12 protein-coding genes are annotated in these 15,810 nt (G+C 71.0%); 6 read left to right on the plus strand and 6 right to left on the minus strand.

All coding sequences use genetic code 11. The features are described 5' to 3' along the window. Positions 1-84: 84 nt before the first annotated feature. On the plus strand, positions 85-603 hold the full coding sequence (locus ACZ4Z5_RS31795) for a MarR family winged helix-turn-helix transcriptional regulator (protein WP_468269472.1): 519 nt from the start codon (positions 85-87) through the stop codon (positions 601-603). A 105-nt stretch (positions 604-708) separates the two neighbouring features. Here the strand turns inward: ACZ4Z5_RS31795 and ACZ4Z5_RS31800 are convergent, their stop codons facing one another. Both ACZ4Z5_RS31800 and ACZ4Z5_RS31805 read right to left on the minus strand, forming a co-directional pair. Continuing rightward, positions 709-2,355 carry an MFS transporter gene (locus ACZ4Z5_RS31800; protein WP_468269474.1) on the minus strand — a complete coding sequence of 549 codons (1,647 nt, stop codon included), beginning with the start codon at positions 2,353-2,355 and terminating at the stop codon, positions 709-711. Positions 2,356-2,820: 465 nt separating this feature from the next. Continuing rightward, positions 2,821-3,420, minus strand: a complete 600-nt coding sequence (locus ACZ4Z5_RS31805; RefSeq protein WP_468269522.1) for a TetR/AcrR family transcriptional regulator — start codon at positions 3,418-3,420, stop codon at positions 2,821-2,823. Between the two features lie 446 nt (positions 3,421-3,866). On the opposite strand from ACZ4Z5_RS31805, the gene ACZ4Z5_RS31810 reads away from it, so the two are divergent. Then, positions 3,867-5,177: a M6 family metalloprotease domain-containing protein gene (locus tag ACZ4Z5_RS31810; RefSeq protein WP_468269476.1), complete on the plus strand. Its 1,311-nt coding sequence runs from the start codon at positions 3,867-3,869 to the stop codon at positions 5,175-5,177. Between the two features lie 83 nt (positions 5,178-5,260). Here the strand turns inward: ACZ4Z5_RS31810 and ACZ4Z5_RS31815 are convergent, their stop codons facing one another. Beyond that, on the minus strand, positions 5,261-6,973 hold the full coding sequence (locus ACZ4Z5_RS31815) for a class I adenylate-forming enzyme family protein (protein ID WP_468269478.1): 1,713 nt from the start codon (positions 6,971-6,973) through the stop codon (positions 5,261-5,263). Between the two features lie 114 nt (positions 6,974-7,087). Here ACZ4Z5_RS31815 and ACZ4Z5_RS31820 point away from each other — a divergent pair, with 114 nt between their 5' ends. After that, positions 7,088-7,408 (plus strand): nuclear transport factor 2 family protein, encoded by a 321-nt coding sequence (locus ACZ4Z5_RS31820; protein WP_468269480.1) that lies wholly within the window; start codon positions 7,088-7,090, stop codon positions 7,406-7,408. A 110-nt stretch (positions 7,409-7,518) separates the two neighbouring features. Here the strand turns inward: ACZ4Z5_RS31820 and ACZ4Z5_RS31825 are convergent, their stop codons facing one another. The 3 genes from ACZ4Z5_RS31825 to ACZ4Z5_RS31835 form a co-directional block, all read right to left on the minus strand. Beyond that, positions 7,519-8,703 carry a MalY/PatB family protein gene (locus tag ACZ4Z5_RS31825; protein ID WP_468269482.1) on the minus strand — a complete coding sequence of 395 codons (1,185 nt, stop codon included), beginning with the start codon at positions 8,701-8,703 and terminating at the stop codon, positions 7,519-7,521. Between the two features lie 243 nt (positions 8,704-8,946). Next, positions 8,947-10,059, minus strand: a complete 1,113-nt coding sequence (locus ACZ4Z5_RS31830) for a sensor histidine kinase (protein WP_468269484.1) — start codon at positions 10,057-10,059, stop codon at positions 8,947-8,949. Between the two features lie 116 nt (positions 10,060-10,175). Further along, positions 10,176-12,788: a Pls/PosA family non-ribosomal peptide synthetase gene (locus tag ACZ4Z5_RS31835; RefSeq protein WP_468269486.1), complete on the minus strand. Its 2,613-nt coding sequence runs from the start codon at positions 12,786-12,788 to the stop codon at positions 10,176-10,178. A gap of 786 nt (positions 12,789-13,574) precedes the next feature. Between ACZ4Z5_RS31835 and ACZ4Z5_RS31840 the strand changes: the two genes are divergently transcribed. From ACZ4Z5_RS31840 to ACZ4Z5_RS31850, 3 genes are all read left to right on the plus strand, one after another. Beyond that, positions 13,575-14,150 carry a TerD family protein gene (locus ACZ4Z5_RS31840; protein ID WP_468269488.1) on the plus strand — a complete coding sequence of 192 codons (576 nt, stop codon included), beginning with the start codon at positions 13,575-13,577 and terminating at the stop codon, positions 14,148-14,150. Between the two features lie 92 nt (positions 14,151-14,242). Beyond that, positions 14,243-14,827, plus strand: a complete 585-nt coding sequence (locus ACZ4Z5_RS31845; RefSeq protein ID WP_468269490.1) for a TerD family protein — start codon at positions 14,243-14,245, stop codon at positions 14,825-14,827. Positions 14,828-14,898: 71 nt separating this feature from the next. Beyond that, positions 14,899-15,474: a TerD family protein gene (locus ACZ4Z5_RS31850; protein ID WP_468269492.1), complete on the plus strand. Its 576-nt coding sequence runs from the start codon at positions 14,899-14,901 to the stop codon at positions 15,472-15,474. Positions 15,475-15,810: the final 336 nt, after the last annotated feature.

A 15,810-nucleotide genomic window follows, 5' to 3' on the forward strand; every position in this document is an offset into this window, starting at 1 on the left:
CGCTTACTTGAAGACTCAATGAATTACAGCACGACATTAACCCGCACTAGTTCAACTTTCAAGGAAGCCTCGTAGAGTAGGTGTATGAGCACTGCACCCCCCGCCGCGCCGGACCAGGACGGACCCCGCTGGCTCACCGACGAGGAACAGTCGGTCTGGCGCGCGTACCTCCATGCGACCACGCTGCTGGAGGACCATCTGGACCGTCAGCTCCAGCGTGACGCGGGGATGCCGCACATCTACTACGGGCTGCTGGTCCAACTGTCCCAGGCCCCGCGGATGCGGATGCGGATGACCGAGCTGGCCAGAGACGCGAAGATCACCCGCTCCCGGCTGTCGCACGCCGTCGCACGCCTGGAGAAGTACGGCTGGGTACGGCGGGAGGACTGCGCCTCGGACAAGCGCGGCCAGCTCGCCTGCCTGACCGAGGAGGGCGTGGAGGTGCTGCGGCAGGCCGCGCCCGGTCATGTCGCCGCCGTACGGCAGGCGATCTTCGACCGGCTCGGTCCCGAGCAGGTGCGGCAGCTGGGCGAGATCATGCGTGTGATGGCCGAAGGGCTCCAGCCCAAGGACGCCGGCGCGGACCTGCCCTGGCTCCGCTGACCGCGGAACCAGGGCAGGGATGAGCCTCGGACCGGCACCGATCCGGCCCCGGTCCCGGCTCCGGCCCGGATGGAAGCGGGCCGGGTCGGGGCCGGTGGCCGTGTGTCAGTGCGCCACGACCGGGATCCGAACCTCACCATCGTCCTGAGCGCCGTCCGCTCCCCCCGCGGCCGGACCCGCCGCAGCCCCCGGCCGTCCCGTGTTGACGAGGAGCACTGCGACAGCCGCGGACAGCACCAGGATGCCGACGGCCCACCAGATGGCGCTGGAGTAGCCGTGCACCATCGCCTGCGCCTGGAGCAGACCTGGATCGGCAGCGGAGTTCCCGCCCCCGGAGCGGGAGGTCAGATACGCAGTGGTGGCCGAGGCGGCGATGGTGTTCAGGAGCGCCGTGCCGATCGCCCCGCCGACCTGCTGCGAGGTGTTGACCATCGCGGAGGCGACGCCCGCGTCACGTGCCTCCACACCGTGCGTCGACAGCGACATGGCCGGCATGAAGGCCGTGCCCATGCCGAGACCCAGCAGGATCTGCGCCGGAAGGATCAGCCCCGCGTACGACGAGTCGGTCTCCAGCTGCGTCAGCATCAGCATGCCGAAGGAGGCGACCAGGAAACCGGGCCCCATCAGCAGGCGCGGCGGAACACGCGTCATCAGCCGGGCGCCGATCTGAGTGGAACCCGTGATCATGCCGGCGATCATCGGCAGGAACGCGAAGCCCGTCCGCACCGGCGAGTACCCCTTGACCACCTGCAGGTAGTACGTGAGGAACAGGAACAGGCCGAACATCGCGATCACGGCGAGGCCGAGCGAGAGGTACACGCCTCCCCGGTTCCGTTCGGTCAGCACCCGCAGCGGCAGCAGCGGCGAACGGACCCGGGACTCCGTGAGCACGAACGCCATGAGGAGCACCGCGGAGGCGACGAACATGCCGATGGTCAGCGGGTCCGACCAGCCGTCGGACTCGGCGCGGGTGAAGCCGTAGACCAGCGCGACCAGGCCGAGGGTCGACAGCAGCACGCCCGGGATGTCCAGCGGGGAGCGGTTGCGGCCGCCGGACGGCTCACGGATCACGAAGTACGCCCCCGCCGCGGCGACCACGGCGAACGGGATGTTGACGAAGAAGGTCCAGCGCCAGTCCAGGTACTCGGTGAGGAATCCGCCGAGGATCAGGCCGACCGCACCGCCGCCGCCCGCGATCGCACCGTAGATGCCGAACGCCTTGGCGCGCTCCGTGGCGTCCGTGAACATGACCGCGAGAAGGGACAGCGCGGCGGGCGCCAGCAGCGCGCCGAACACGCCCTGGAGTGCGCGCGAACCGAGCAGCATGGCCTCACCGGTGGCCGCGCCGCCGATCGCGGAGGCCGCGGCGAAGCCGAGCAGACCGACGACGAAGGTGGGCTTGCGTCCCCACAGGTCGGCTATCCGGCCGCCGAACAGCAGCAGACCGCCGAACGCCAGGGCGTACGCGGTGATGACCCACTGCCGGTTGCCGTCGGAGATGCCCAGGTCCTGCTGGGCGGACGGCAGGGCGATGTTCACGATCGTCGCGTCGAGTACGACCATCAGCTGGGCGAGCGCTATGAAGACCAGCGCCTTCCACCGGCCGGGGTCGGCGGGTGCCGGGCCGGCGGAGGCACGGCCGGCGTCGGCCGGGTCGAATCGTTCGGAAGAGGCGTCGGAAGAGGCGGAGGAATCGGAGGCGTCCGGGGCCTCCGATGAGTCGGGGAGCAGACTGTCGGCGGTTTTCGACATGGGGGTGGCCACCTATGGGGTTGCGGGGTGCGGAACGGTGCGTGGGACTGACCGGAGGAACGGCCGGAAGTAATCGGTCGGTGGTCGAAGGTCGGTGGACGGGCGGGGGTGGGCGTCCGGCGACCGGTCTCGGACGATCGGACGCCGCGTGAACGACCGGACGAACAGCCGCGGTTACGCGTGAACGGCCGGACGAACAGCCTGGAGTGATCGCCGGAATGATTGCCGGGGTGATCGCCCGAAGTGATCGGCCGCGGTGATCGGCCGGGCGGAGTCGGTTGCGGTCGGTCGGAGTCGCTTGCGGCCGGGCGGAGTCGGATGCGGTCGGTCGGAGTCGGATGCGGTCGGTCGGAGTCGCTTGCGGCCGGGCGGAGTCGGCGGGTTGGCGCGGGTGGGAACACCCACGACCGGGGCGTCCCGCCCGGGCGGGGCGGGAGGGGCTGTCGCTGTTCCGGACGGGAGGGGCTATCTCTGTTCGCGCAGGTTCTCGAGAGTCGCCGGGAAGCCCGGGAGCTCCGAGCGGGCCGGCGCCTCCAGCCCGTCGAGGAACAGCTGCAGATGACGGTGGACGAAGCGGTCCATGTTCATGCAGGCCGTGCCGGGCAGCGGCCTGGTGAGCTGGGAGAGCGCGACCATCAGGTCGCCGACGGCCACGTCCGTCCGCAGCCGGCCCGCCTGCCGCGCGCGCTCCATGAGTGTCCCGACGCCCTTGTCGAGTCGCTCGCGCGCGGCGACCAGCTCTTCGTGGTCGTGGTCCAGGTCGAAGTCCTCACCGAGCACCGTGCACAGTGCTCCGATCCGCTCGTCCGCCGCCGCGTGGACGAAGCGCCGCAGCGCGGAGAAGGTGTCGGACTCCTCCGCGGCCGCGGCCTCCGCCTGCCCGGCGACCCGGTCCATGACGGACAGCACGACGTGCCTGACCAGTTCGGACCGGTCGGCGAAATGCCGGTACAGCGTGGCGTTGCCGACCCCCGCCCGGCGGGCGATCTCGTCGAAGGGGAATTCGGCACCGTGCTCGACGAAGGTCTCGCGGGCGGCCTCGACGATCCGCTCCCTGTTGCGCAACGCGTCGGCCCGCGGGCGCGGTGCCTTCTGGGGCGCGCCTGCCGACGCCGCAGGGCCGGCGGCGGGTGCCGCGCAGTCGGCGGCGGGTGCCGCGCAGTCGGCGGCGAGTGCCGCGGGGTCGGCGCCGGGGGTCCTCACGGCTCTCCACTCCTTCTCGTCGAAGCGCTGCTCCTCTCGTCGGAGCCCGTTCACCCGAATCGTCGGGGCCTGATTCACCCGAACCGGGGAACTCCTCCCCGATTCGGTCCGGCACTGCTGCAAACGGGGAGACGTTCCCCGGTTATTTCCCGCACCGAACGTGATCCGCGTCACCCTGCCGCCGTCGACGGAGAACCCTCGAACCGCTCGAACGGCCCGCTCCAGCGCGCGCCTTCCCCGTCCCCGGCAGAGGGTGTTCGAGCAGAGCAGTCCGGACCGGCCGGCTGCGCCGACCACCGGAAGGGCCTATGCAGCAGCCCCGCCCACGGATACGCACCCGCGGCTCCGCGCGGGATGCCCATGACGCCCGGGCTCCCCGCCGCAAGGTCGCCGCAACCGCCCTCGCGACGCTGCTCCTCGGCGCCGTCACCTCGGCGGGTTCCCCCCTCACGGGCAGCCCCCGGACCACGCCGGGCCCGGCCGCGCCCGACGACTCCCTGCTCGGGCCCTGCCGGATAACCGGCACGCTCGGCGTGCAGATGTCCGAGGGGATGCCCACCCCGCCCGGATACACCCGCTCGACCGGCCGGATCGAAGCCCTCACCCTGATGATCGACTTCCCGGACGCCGAGGGCAGCGGACCGGCCCTGGACCGCTTCGACGAGTTCTTCCCGGAGACGTCCGAGTGGTTCGGGACGAGTTCGTACGGCCGGCTCACCTACCGCCCGCACACCCCGATACCGGGCTGGCTGCGGATGCCCGTGCCGTTCGCCGAGTACGGGCTGGAGCGCGGCTCCCCGTACGAACCGGGGTATCGCAAGCTCGTCGAGGACATAGCCGCGGCCGCCGACCCCGAAGTCGACTTCAGCCGCTACGACCTGATCAACGTACTGGTGACGCCCAACGCCGGCCCCTCCGCGCTGGACACCGTGCTCTCCGTCACCTTCTCCGGCAATGCCGAGGCGCCCTACGCGGACGGCGTCCCGCTGTCCAACACGTCCTTCGTCTACAGCCGCCAGGACGACGGCTCGGGCTCGTACCACGAGACCGGCTACCGCGTCCTGCCCCACGAGAACGGCCACGTCTTCGGGCTGCCCGACCTCTACACGGTGGACGGCGGCAGCACCGTCGGGCACTGGGACATCATGAGCGAGGACTGGGGAGCCAACAACGACCTGCTCGGCTGGCACAAGTGGAAGCTCGGCTGGCTGGACAACGACCAGGTCGACTGCGTGTCCGGCCGGGGCAGCAGCGAGCACGCCATAGGCCCGCTCGCCCGGTCCAGCGGCACCAAGATGGCCGTCGTCCCGTTGTCCGCCCAATCCGGGTACGTGGTCGAGGTGCGCACCCAGGCGGGCAACGACGACGCCATCTGCAAGCCGGGTGTCCTGATCTACCACGTCGATGCCGGCGTCGACACCGGCCACGGCCCGATCACCGTCTCGGACAGCGTCCGGGACAGCGGCGGCTGCACCCACCAGCCCAATGTGCACGCCGAACTCTCCGACGCCGCCTACGAGCCGGGGGACACCTTCCGGGACCGCACACACGGCGTGACCATCCGTGTGACCGGCACGGACGACGACGGCAACTACCGCGTACGGATCACCCGTTCGTAACGTCCACTGGCCATCGCGCGCTCGCAGTCACCCATTCGTGGTCGCCCACTCCCCACCGCCCGTTCGTGGTCGCCCTGCCGCGGTCAACGGCCCGCGACCGTCCCGGCGAACGCGGCGACGGCTCCGCGCAGTTCCCGTTTGAGGATCTTCCCCGTGGCGTTCCGGGGCAGGGCCTGCTCGCGGACGAGCACATGGGCCGGCACCTTGAACGCGGCCAGCGTCCCGGCGACATGCACCCGCAGCGCCTCCGGATCGGCCTGGGCGCCGGGGGCGATCTGCACCACCGCGGCGACCTCCTCGCCGAGTTCCGGGTGCGGCACCCCGAGCACCGCGGCGTCCAGTACCGCCGGATGCTCGTGCAGCGCGGCCTCGACCTCGACGCAGTACACGTTCTCACCGCCGCGGACGACCATGTCCTTGATGCGGTCCACGATCCGCACCCGGCCGTCCTCCACGACCGCGAGATCCCCCGTCCTGAACCAGCCGTCCGGGGTGAACGCCTTCGCGGTGGCCTCGGGATCGTTCCAGTAGCCGCGGACGAGCGCCTGGCCGCGCAGCCACAGTTCTCCGACCCGCCCGTCGGGCACCTCCTGACCGTTCGCGGCGCTGATCCGCAGGTCGGTGGCGGGGGTCGGGCGCCCGGCGCCGTCCGGGTGGGCTCGGTACTCGTCGCCGAAGTTCGCGAGGACGCCCCCGCTGGTCTCGGTGAGGCCGTAGCCGTTGCGCGGTTCGATCCGCTCGCCGTACCGGTCCGTCAGCCGGCCGACCAGCCCGGGCGGCACGGACGCCCCTCCGGTGCTGAGGAGGACCAGGGTCTCCAGCCCGTCCCCGGTCCGCTCGGCGGCGGCCAGCAACTGCAGGGCCGTGGTGGGCACGCCGGCGTAGTGCGTGACGCGGTGCCGGCGGATCAGCTCCAGGGCCCGGTCGGCGTCCCACTTGCGCATCAGGACGATCGTGCCGCCCACGGCCATCACCGAATACAGGTTCGTGAACGCCGCGACGTGGAAGAACGGGAACGTCATCAGCGAGACGGGGGCGGGCCCCTGCCCGGGGACCGCGCCGCGCCCCAGGGCGGAGGCGGCGGCGTGGAAGCGGGGGTTCATGACCGCGCCGGCCTGGGCGAGATGGGTGGCCACGGCACCCTTCGGCCGCCCGGTGGTGCCGGACGTGTAGACGATCGTCGCGTCGTCCTCCGGCCGTACCTCGACGTCCGGCGGAGCAGCGGCCGGGTCGGGGGCGGGAAGGTCCTCGTACCGTTCGATGTGCCCGCCGGGAGCGGCCTCAGCCGGGCCGATCGGCCCCTCGTGGTGGAACACCACGGTGCGGACCCGGTGGCGTCCGGCCCAGCGGGCCACCCTCGGAAGCCGTTCGCCGTCGACCAGGAGCACGCGCGGGGTGCAGTCGTCGAGGGCGTACGCGAACTCGTCCTCGGTCCACCAGGCGTTCAACGGCACGGCCACGAGCCCCGCCAGCTGGGCCGCCCAGAAGGCGATCTGCCACTCCGGGTGGTTGCGCATCGCGACGACGGCCCGGTCGCCGGGACGCAGCCCGTACGTGTCTACGAGCCGCCGGGCGAGCGCGGACGCCGCCGCGAGGAACTCGCCGTACGTGTACGTCCGGGCCTCCGCGACCAGGAACGTACGGTCACCGAAGGCCCAGGTCGTCTCGACGAACTCGCGCAGCGTGCGGGGTCCCCCGGCGTACACCGGGATGTCCCGGTCCGTCCGGACGACGGCGAACGGGGCGCCCGGCCCGGCCAGCAGCTCCTTGGCACGCAGCGGATCGAGACCGGCCACGGCTCCCCCCTTCTGAGCGGTCGCTCAGTCCTCGGTGACGCTATGCGCCGCCCCCACCCCCGTCAAGGTGGTTGCAGCGGCCATGGACCGCCGGACCGGGACACGATGACAGACATGATCTCCACCGACCGGCTGACCAATCCCGCGGTCCGCGCCCTGGTCACCGCGCTGAACGCCAACGACCGGGAAGCCTTCCGGGCGGCCCTCACCCCCGACGCGACGATGACGGACGACGGCACACTGCACGACCTCGACCAGTGGGCCGAACGCGAGATCTTCACCTCCCGCGGTCACATGGACGTCGAGTCCGAGACCGACGGCGGGCTGACCCTGACGGCCCGCTACCGCAACGACACCTGGGGCGAGATGCACACCCGGTGGCAGTTCACGGTGACGGAGGACAAGGTCAGCCGCTTCGACACGGGGCAGGCCTGAGGGGGTCCGGCGCCCGGCGGGGCCTGCCGGGCAGTCCGGGCCGGTCCGGCTCGCCCCGGCCCGTCGCCCCGGGTCCGGAGCCCGTCGCCCCGGGTCCGGAGCCCCCGGCCTCACCCGATCGCGCCCGCCATCCTCCGCACCGCCTCCCCGAGGAGTTCCGGCGACGTCGCCATGTTCAGCCGTACGCACCCGGCGCCACCCGTGCCGAACGGGATCCCGGAGGTCAGTGCGACCCGGCCCCGTTCCAGGAAGACCGCCGCCGGGTCGTCGCCCAGCCCGAGCCCCCGGCAGTCCAGCCACGCCAGGTAGGTTCCCTCGCCCGGTACGTACCTCACCCCCGGCAGCTCGCTCGCGACCAGGCCGGCGAGCAGCGCCCGGTTCTCGTCGAGGCCGGCCAGCAGCCCGTCCAGCCACGGGCCGCCGTCGCGCAGGGCGGCCGTGTGCGCGATCACCCCGAGGTGGCTCGGCCCGTGCCCCACCTCCGGCGGTATCCGCGCTAGGTCCGGCGCGGCCTCGGGCCCGGCAAGTGCCAGCGCGGCCTTCAGCCCCGCCAGGTTCCAGGCCTTCGACGCGGACACAAGGGTGAACGCATCCCCGGTCCCCGGCACACTCAGATACGGCACGAAGCGGGCACCGCCGGCCACCAGCGGCGCGTGGATCTCGTCCACGACGACCCGCACCCCGTACCGTCCGGCCAGCTCGGCCACCTGTGCCAGCTCCTCGCGGGTGTGCACGGTCCCCGTAGGGTTGTGCGGGCTGCACAGCAGGAACGCGGCCCGCCGCCCGCCCGCGACCGCCTCGCGGAACGCCGCCTCCAGCCGCTCGGGATCGATCCGCTGGTCCTCCCCCAGCGGGGCCTCCACGACGCGGCGCCCCATATGCCGCACGAACCCGTAGAACGGCGGATACACCGGACAGTTCACGACGACCGCGTCACTGTCGCCCGTGACCAGCCGCAGCATTTCGACGGCGCCCTGCATCACATCGGCGACGACCATGGTCCTGCGGGGATCGACGCCGTCCCACCCCCACCGCTCCCGCGCGAACGCGCCGAACGCCTCCGCGTACGCCCTGCCGCCGTCCCCGCCCGTGTAGCCCGTGTCCCCCAGCTCCACCGCCCCCGTCACGGCCCGCACCACCGCGTCGGCGAGCGGCACGTCCATCTCCGCCACCCACAGCGGCAGCACGTCCTCCGGATACGCCGTCCATTTCACGCTGCTCCGCCGCCGCAATTCGGCCTCCGTGAGCCGCAACGGATTGTCCCCACCCGGTCCCGCGTCACGTATCGCATCCATGTCCCGCACCCTAGAACGCCCCGCCGCGCGCCGCTCCGTCCCGCCGACACCGCGCCGTGGGCCGTACCACCGGCGCGTCGGATCCCCACCGGCGGCCACGGGCACCACCGGTACCTCCGCCACGGGCGCCTCTGAATTTCCGGCACCACCGGCGGCCACGGGCGCCTCCGGTACTTCCAGCGCCACCGGCACCTCCGCACCACCGGCCCACTCCGGCGGGCCGGAGACGGGCCGGGACGGCGATCAGGCCGCGGTCTCCGCGGGGAGCTCCATGCAGAGCGCGTAGCCGCCGTCGACCGTTGGGCCGCAGGTCAGGGTGCCGCCCAGGAGTTCGGCGCGCTGCCGGAGTCCCAGCAGCCCGTGGTGTGCACCGGGGAGGGGGAGAGCGGGCCGGGTGGGCGCGGTGTTGGTGACCTCGACCCGGACCGCGCCGTCGTCGCGACGCAGGCTGATCCGCGCGGTCGCACCGGGAGCGTGCTTACGGGCGTTCGTCAGGGCTTCCTGGACGGTCCGGTAGACCGCGCGCTGGACGGTGGGCGGAAGGTCCCCGGACAGGTCCATCTTCAGCTCGGTCTCGATGCCGCAGCCGTCGACGAGCTGCTTCAGGTCGGTGAGGGCCGGCTGCGGGGTGAGTTCCGTGGGGTGTCCCCCGGAGGCACGCAGGACGCCCACCATGTGACGCAGTTCGTCGAGCGTCCGCACGGCCAGCCGCCGTATCGTCGCCGCCGCCTCCTTGACCTCCGCGTCGTGGCTGCCCACTTGGAGCGCCCCGGCTCGTACCGCGATCAGGCCGACCTGGTGGGAGACCACGTCGTGCATCTCCCGCGCGAGCTGGGCCCGCTCCTTCGCCAGAACGGCCTGGGCCGTCAGCCGCTCCTGGTGGTCACGCGCCTCGGAGATCTCGGTCAGCCGCTGCGAGAGGTCACGGCGGGTCTGAACGAGCTGCCCGAGGAAGACGGGAGCGGCCGCCGTCGCCGCGGTGTAGCCGAGCGTGATCAGTGTCGAGGTGGCCGTCAGATCGAGGGCGGGAGAGGGCAAGGAGGTCATGTCGCTGAACGTGAAGACCAGGGCACAGGCGACCAGGAGCAGGCGGTGGCGGCTGAGGGAGGAGAGCGTGTACAGCGCCACCAGCCCGGCGAAGATCGCGTCCGAGAGCAGTACGGCGGGCAGGGTGAGCAGGAAGACCGGCAGCGGCCAGCGGCGGCGCAGCAGCAGGACGAAGGCGGCGGCGACGCCGCTGGCCATTCGCAGCGGCTCGTCGGAGTCCCAGTGGGCCCAGACGTCGAGGAGGGAGGCACCCACCACCAGGGCGTCCAGCAGGGCGTCCAGGAGCAGCGGGGGCACGCGTCGGGTCACCCTGTCTCCTCTCCGGCGTCTCCTCGTGTCTCCTCTTGCCTCCTCTTGCCTCCTCGTATCTCCTCTTGCCTCCTCGCGTCTTCTTCCGGTCCGCCTCCTCTCGTTTCCTCGGTCCGTCACCCCCTGCCCGGGGCCGGTACTCGGGCGGCCCCGCCGACACCGGTCCCGGGATCGGCCGCCTGCCGACGACCGGGCCGCCGCGCGGCCACGACGCCCGTATCCCGTGCCGGGTTCCCGCTCCACTGCTCCTGAGGGGGCACCTGCTCGCCTTTCATCAGGAACGAGTCGGCGGTGAGCTCCGCATGGTCACCGACCGTGGTGCCGTAGTGGACGAGGGCACCGACGCCGATGGTCACGCCCGCGCCCAGGGCGATCCGGTCGGATTTGAACGCGCCGTCCTCCTGCGAGTGGCACTGGATGGTGGTGCCGGCGTTGAGGGTGCAGCCGTCGCCGATGCTGACGAGGGTCCGCTCGGGCATCGCACAGCCGTCGTCGAAGACCCGGCGGCCGATCCTGACCCCCAGGAGGCGCCACACCAGGGCCTTGAACGGGGTCCCGTTGAAGAGCACCTCGAAGCGGTGGGAGGACAGCTTCCAGAAGCGTTCGTGCCGCCAGAAGGAGGGGTCGTAGATCGAGCAGTAAAGCGGTTTCAGCGGGTTGATCCGGGTCACGACCCGCTCGATCACCGTGAAGTAGACGACGGTGAACGCCAGACTGAGCAGGCCGGCCACGGCGAACACCGCCGCGCCCACGGCAGGGTAGAGGTCGACGGCCGCCATGGCGAGGAAGCCGAGTGCCAGGAGGTGGAACCAGCGGACGAGCAGGAAGAGGCCCGCGGTGAGCGCGTTGTGCTTGTTCTTGGCGGCCAGAAGGCGGCGCCGGTCGTCGCCGCCGGCCAGCTCGTCGAACTGCCGGTCGCGCATCACGGAGCGGGGGATCTCGAAGCTGGGCGAACCCAGCAGGCCCACGCCTTCGCGGACGGGTCCGTCGATGGGGACCATGGCCTTCGTCGCGAGGAGGCAGTTGTCGCCGGTGCGGCCGCGCGGCAGGTAGGCGATGTTGTTGCCGAGGAAGTTGCGCGGCCCGATCGCGGTACGGCGGACACGGAAGGACGTGGACGAGTAGTCGACGTTGATGACCGACAGCCCGTCGGCGACCATCGTTCCGCGGCCGACCCGGGTCAGGGACGGGATGTCGTGCTTGACCAGCGAGCCGAAGTTCGAGCCCGTCTGCTCGACACGGCACAGGTCGTAGCCGAGGGTCCGCAGATAGTGCACGATCGCCGAGCTGTCCCCGAACAGGGTGGTGAAGAAACGGATGTTGGTCATCCGGGTGATCACGCGCAGCACGCCGTAGTGGAAGCCGTACAGGGGATAGATCCTGTCCGGCTTGATGACCAGGCCGAGCAGACGCGGCACGGTATTGATCGTCAGCAGGCCGAGCAGCAGACCGCCGAAGAAGGCGACCAGCGAGGCGATCAGTCCCTCGATGTAGAAGGCGGGGCTCGTGAAGGCCGCCGGTCCCGAGGTGATCACGGCGTTCAGCTGCGGCACGGCGGTGAACACGATGCTCACGCCCGCCACGGTCAGCGGCAGGTACACCAGCAGCATGCCGACGACCTGCCACATGCCGTACAGCGCCCTGCGCAACGTGCCGCACGCCGCCGGCCCGACCGCCCGGAAGTCGGTTTCCGACGGCTGCGCAGGCGTGCCGTGCCACGCCTCGCCGGGCGGCACCGTCTGCCCGGGGTGGAGCGAGGAGGCGTGGCCCAGCTGGGTGTCGTCCGCCATCGACGCGTTGATGTCGACGACGGTCTGCTCACCGATCGTCGCGCCGGCACCGATGGTCACCGGACCCGTCTCGATCCAGCCGTCGTACGCCCGATAGCCGGACAGCAGCACGTCCTTGCGGACGACCGTGCCGTCACCGATGGAGATCAGATCGGCGCAGACCGGAACGGCACGAGCGAGGATCGTGACGCTCTTCCCGATGTGTGCGCCCAGCGCCCTCAGGTAGAGCACGTAGAGCGGTGACCCGATGAAGAGGCGCACCGGGCTGATGCGGATGAGCGTCTTGACGCACCAGAACCGCAGGTAGCCGAGACTCCACACCGGGATCCTGCGAGGGGCGAAGCGGCCTATGAGGATCCACTTCGCCGCCACCGGCAGCGCGCACATGGCCAGGAAGAGCGCCGCGCCGTACACGACCGCCCGCTGGTAGAGCTCCACCGTCCCGGAACCGGCGAGGATCCACTCGTAACCGCGGACGGCGGCGACGGACCCGAGGCAGGAGATGGCGGCGAAGGCCAGCAACTGGACCACACCGCACAGCACGTACTGCGGTGTGCCCGACGAGGAACCGGCCGTCGGCAGGTCGGGCGACTCGTCGGCCGGCACCGAGAGGGGCGAGGCGGACCCCGAAGGCGACGTCTGCTCGGCGGCCGGGGAACTGTCGGTCTGCGCGAGTGCGGCCGCCAGCTCCCGGACGGTCGAGTACCGGTAGATGTCCTTCATCGACGCGGTCGGAAGATCGTCGCGCTTGCGCAACCGCGCGCAGAAGTGCGCCATCACCAACGAGTCCGCACCCAGATCGGTGAAGAAGTGGCTGTCCACCGGCACCTGCTCGGTACGCAGCACCCCGGCCAGCACCTCCGCCAGCGCCTCCTCGGTACGGGCCGCAGTACGGGCCGCACCGGTGCCTTCATCAGGGCTGTTACAGGTCACGGCCATTCCTCCCGAGGGTTCCGGCCCGCAGGTGTCGAGGCGGCCCGCCACGTGTCATGGCCGGTGATCCGGTGACGAATCCAGTCGTGCATGAGTCGTTCACCCAGTACGGCCCGCGGACCGTCGTTCCGAGGGATCTCGGTGCCGGCGTCTCTCATTCCAGTACGCCCGATCTTGCAGCGTATGTCCTGTTTGAAGAGAAAACAGCAGGAGCGGGCCCCACGGCCCGCAACGCGGCCCCGCCCTTGGAATCCCGGGCCCGCAGGAAGCCCTGCATCGGCGTCGGCCGTGCTCACGCCTCCGGATTCCAGCCATATGACCGGGCCGGCCCCCCGCCGACCGGCAGGGGGTGGTCGGCCGCCCGGCCCCCAGGGATCACCACGCCTGGTCGACCGGCCTCGACGGACGGGGCCTGGTCGGGCAGCACGGCAAAGACCGGAGCGGCGGGTGCCTCAGCCATGCGGGCCACAGCACGCATCAGGTCGTCCCCGTGACGGCGGCCACCGCCGTGGGGACCAGGGACACCAGCCGCGCGTTCACTTCACCGGCGGCGCGGCAGGCGCCCACGACCTTCGCGGACACCGCGGGCGGACCGGCACCTCTTCCACACGGTGAGACGTGGCGTGCGCGGCGAGTGGCTTGGACGGGCCTCGCCGGCCCCGGAACGGCGCGCCAACCAGCAACATGCGCGCCGAATCCCGCCCTTACTTCTACACTCCTGTAGATGTAAGGATCCGTTCCGTCAGGCCGGGCCGCCACGCCCGGTTCCGACGCCACACGAGAGTGACGCACATGAGTGTGAGCCTGACCAAAGGCGGCAATGTCTCGCTGACCAAGGAAGCACCGGGCCTGACCGCTGTACTGGTCGGCCTCGGCTGGGACGTCCGCACGACCACCGGCGCCGATTACGACCTGGACGCCAGCGCCCTGCTGCTCGACGAGGCAGGCAGAGTGCCCTCGGACAAGCACTTCGTCTACTACAACAACACGGCCAGCCCGGACGGCTCGGTGCAGCACACCGGCGACAACCTCACCGGCGCCGGCGAGGGAGACGACGAGGTCATCATGGTCGACCTCGCGGCCGTGCCCGCCGACATCACCAAGATTGTTTTCCCTGTCTCCATCCACGATGCCGAGAGCCGCGGTCACAGCTTCGGCCAGGTCCGGAACGCCTTCATCCGCGTGGTCGACAAGGCGAGCAACGCCGAACTGGCTCGCTATGACCTATCCGAGGACGCGGCGACCGAGACCGCCATGGTCTTCGGCGAGCTCTACCGGCACGATGCCGAGTGGAAGTTCCGTGCAGTGGGGCAGGGATACGCCTCCGGCCTCGCCGGCATCGTCCAGGACTTCGGCGTGCACATCTGACACCACACGGGCGGGACGGAGGCTCGAGCGCAGGGCCGCAGCTCCCGCCACCTGGCCGCTGCGCACGGCAGAAAGCACAAAGGAGAAGCCTCATGGGCGTCATGCTGTCCAAAGGCCAGCAGGTCCGCCTCGAGAAGTCCGGCAACAACCCGCTCAGCGTCGTCCGCATGGGACTGGGCTGGCAGACCGCACCCCGCAAGGGATTCCTCGCCCGGCTGACCGCCCGCAAGATCGACCTCGATGCCTCGGCGGTGCTCTTCGCCGGCAGGGAACCCGTGGACGTCGTCTACTTCCAGCACCTGGTCAGCAAGGACGGCTCGGTACGCCACACCGGTGACAACACCTCGGGTGGCGCCGGACAGGGAGCCGACGACGAAGCCATCACCGTGGACCTCGCCCGTCTGCCCGCGGACGTCGACCAGATCGTCTTCACCGTCAACTCCTTCGCGGGCCACACCTTCGCCGAAGTCCAGAACGCGTTCTGCCGGCTCGTCGACGAACGCACCGGTCAGGAACTGGCCCGCTACACGTTGTCCGGCGGCGGCCCCCACACAGCCCTGATCATGACCAAGGTCCAGCGCACGCGTAGCAGCACCTGGCACATGTCGGCACTGGGAGAACCGGCCCACGGCCGCACCTTCCAGGACCTCATGCCCGCCATCGCCACCCACCTGTAGCAGCGCCGCCCCACCACCGGCACAAGCTGCTCCCCCTGCCGAACACCTGAACCGATCCAGGAGATCCCACCATGTCTGTGAATCTGTCCAAAGGCGGCAGCTTCTCCCTCACACGGTCCGAGCCCGGCATCGCCAGCGTCGTCGTCGGTCTGGGATGGACCGTCAACGGCGGCCCCGGCGACAACGACCTCGATGCGAGCGCACTCGTGCTCGGGGCCGACGGCCGCGTGCTCTCGGACCAGCACTTCGTCTTCTTCAACAACCGGGCCACTCCGGAAAAATCCGTCCGCCACACCGGCGACAACAAGACCGGCCAGGGCGACGGCGACGACGAGCAGATCGCCGTCGACTTCAACCTGCTTCCCGCCCATGCAGAGTCGGTCGTGTTCGTCGTGTCGATCCACAGCGAAGGACACCGCGCGGCCGGTGCCTTCGGCAGGGTGCGCGATGCCTACATTCGCGTGGTGCACCAGGCGACCAAGCTGGAGATGTGCCGGTTCGAACTGACCGAAGACGCGCACGACCAGTCCGCGATGGTCTTCGGCAGGCTGTACCGGCGCGAGGGTGAATGGAAGTTCCGTGCCATCGGGCAGGGATACGTCACCGGACTGGCCGGGATCGCGAAGGAGTACGGCGTCAACGTGTAGCACGCAGGGACGGAATTCCTCGGGGAACCGGTGACGCGGGGTGCTGCTGGCAACTGCTCTGGCGGCACCCCACGTCGTCATCTCCGGCCGCTGCGCCGGCCTCGCCGGCGCTACGGCGCGCGGAGAGGCAGCGGGCGCCGGCAGGGCCGGCGCCGGTCTGCGGCTGCGCGCATCACCTCGCCTACCGCGATCCGCGGGAAGGACGCTGTTACGCGGTGGTGAAAGGTGCAAGGTGGAGGGAAGAGAGGAGGGCGGCGCCGAGGAGACGATGCAGCAGTGCCCGTGCCGCCGGTACGCGGGGCCGGAGCCGTTGGCGACGCCCTGCGCGCCTGAACC

The sequence above is a fragment of the Streptomyces sp. NPDC030222 genome, assembly GCF_055573115.1.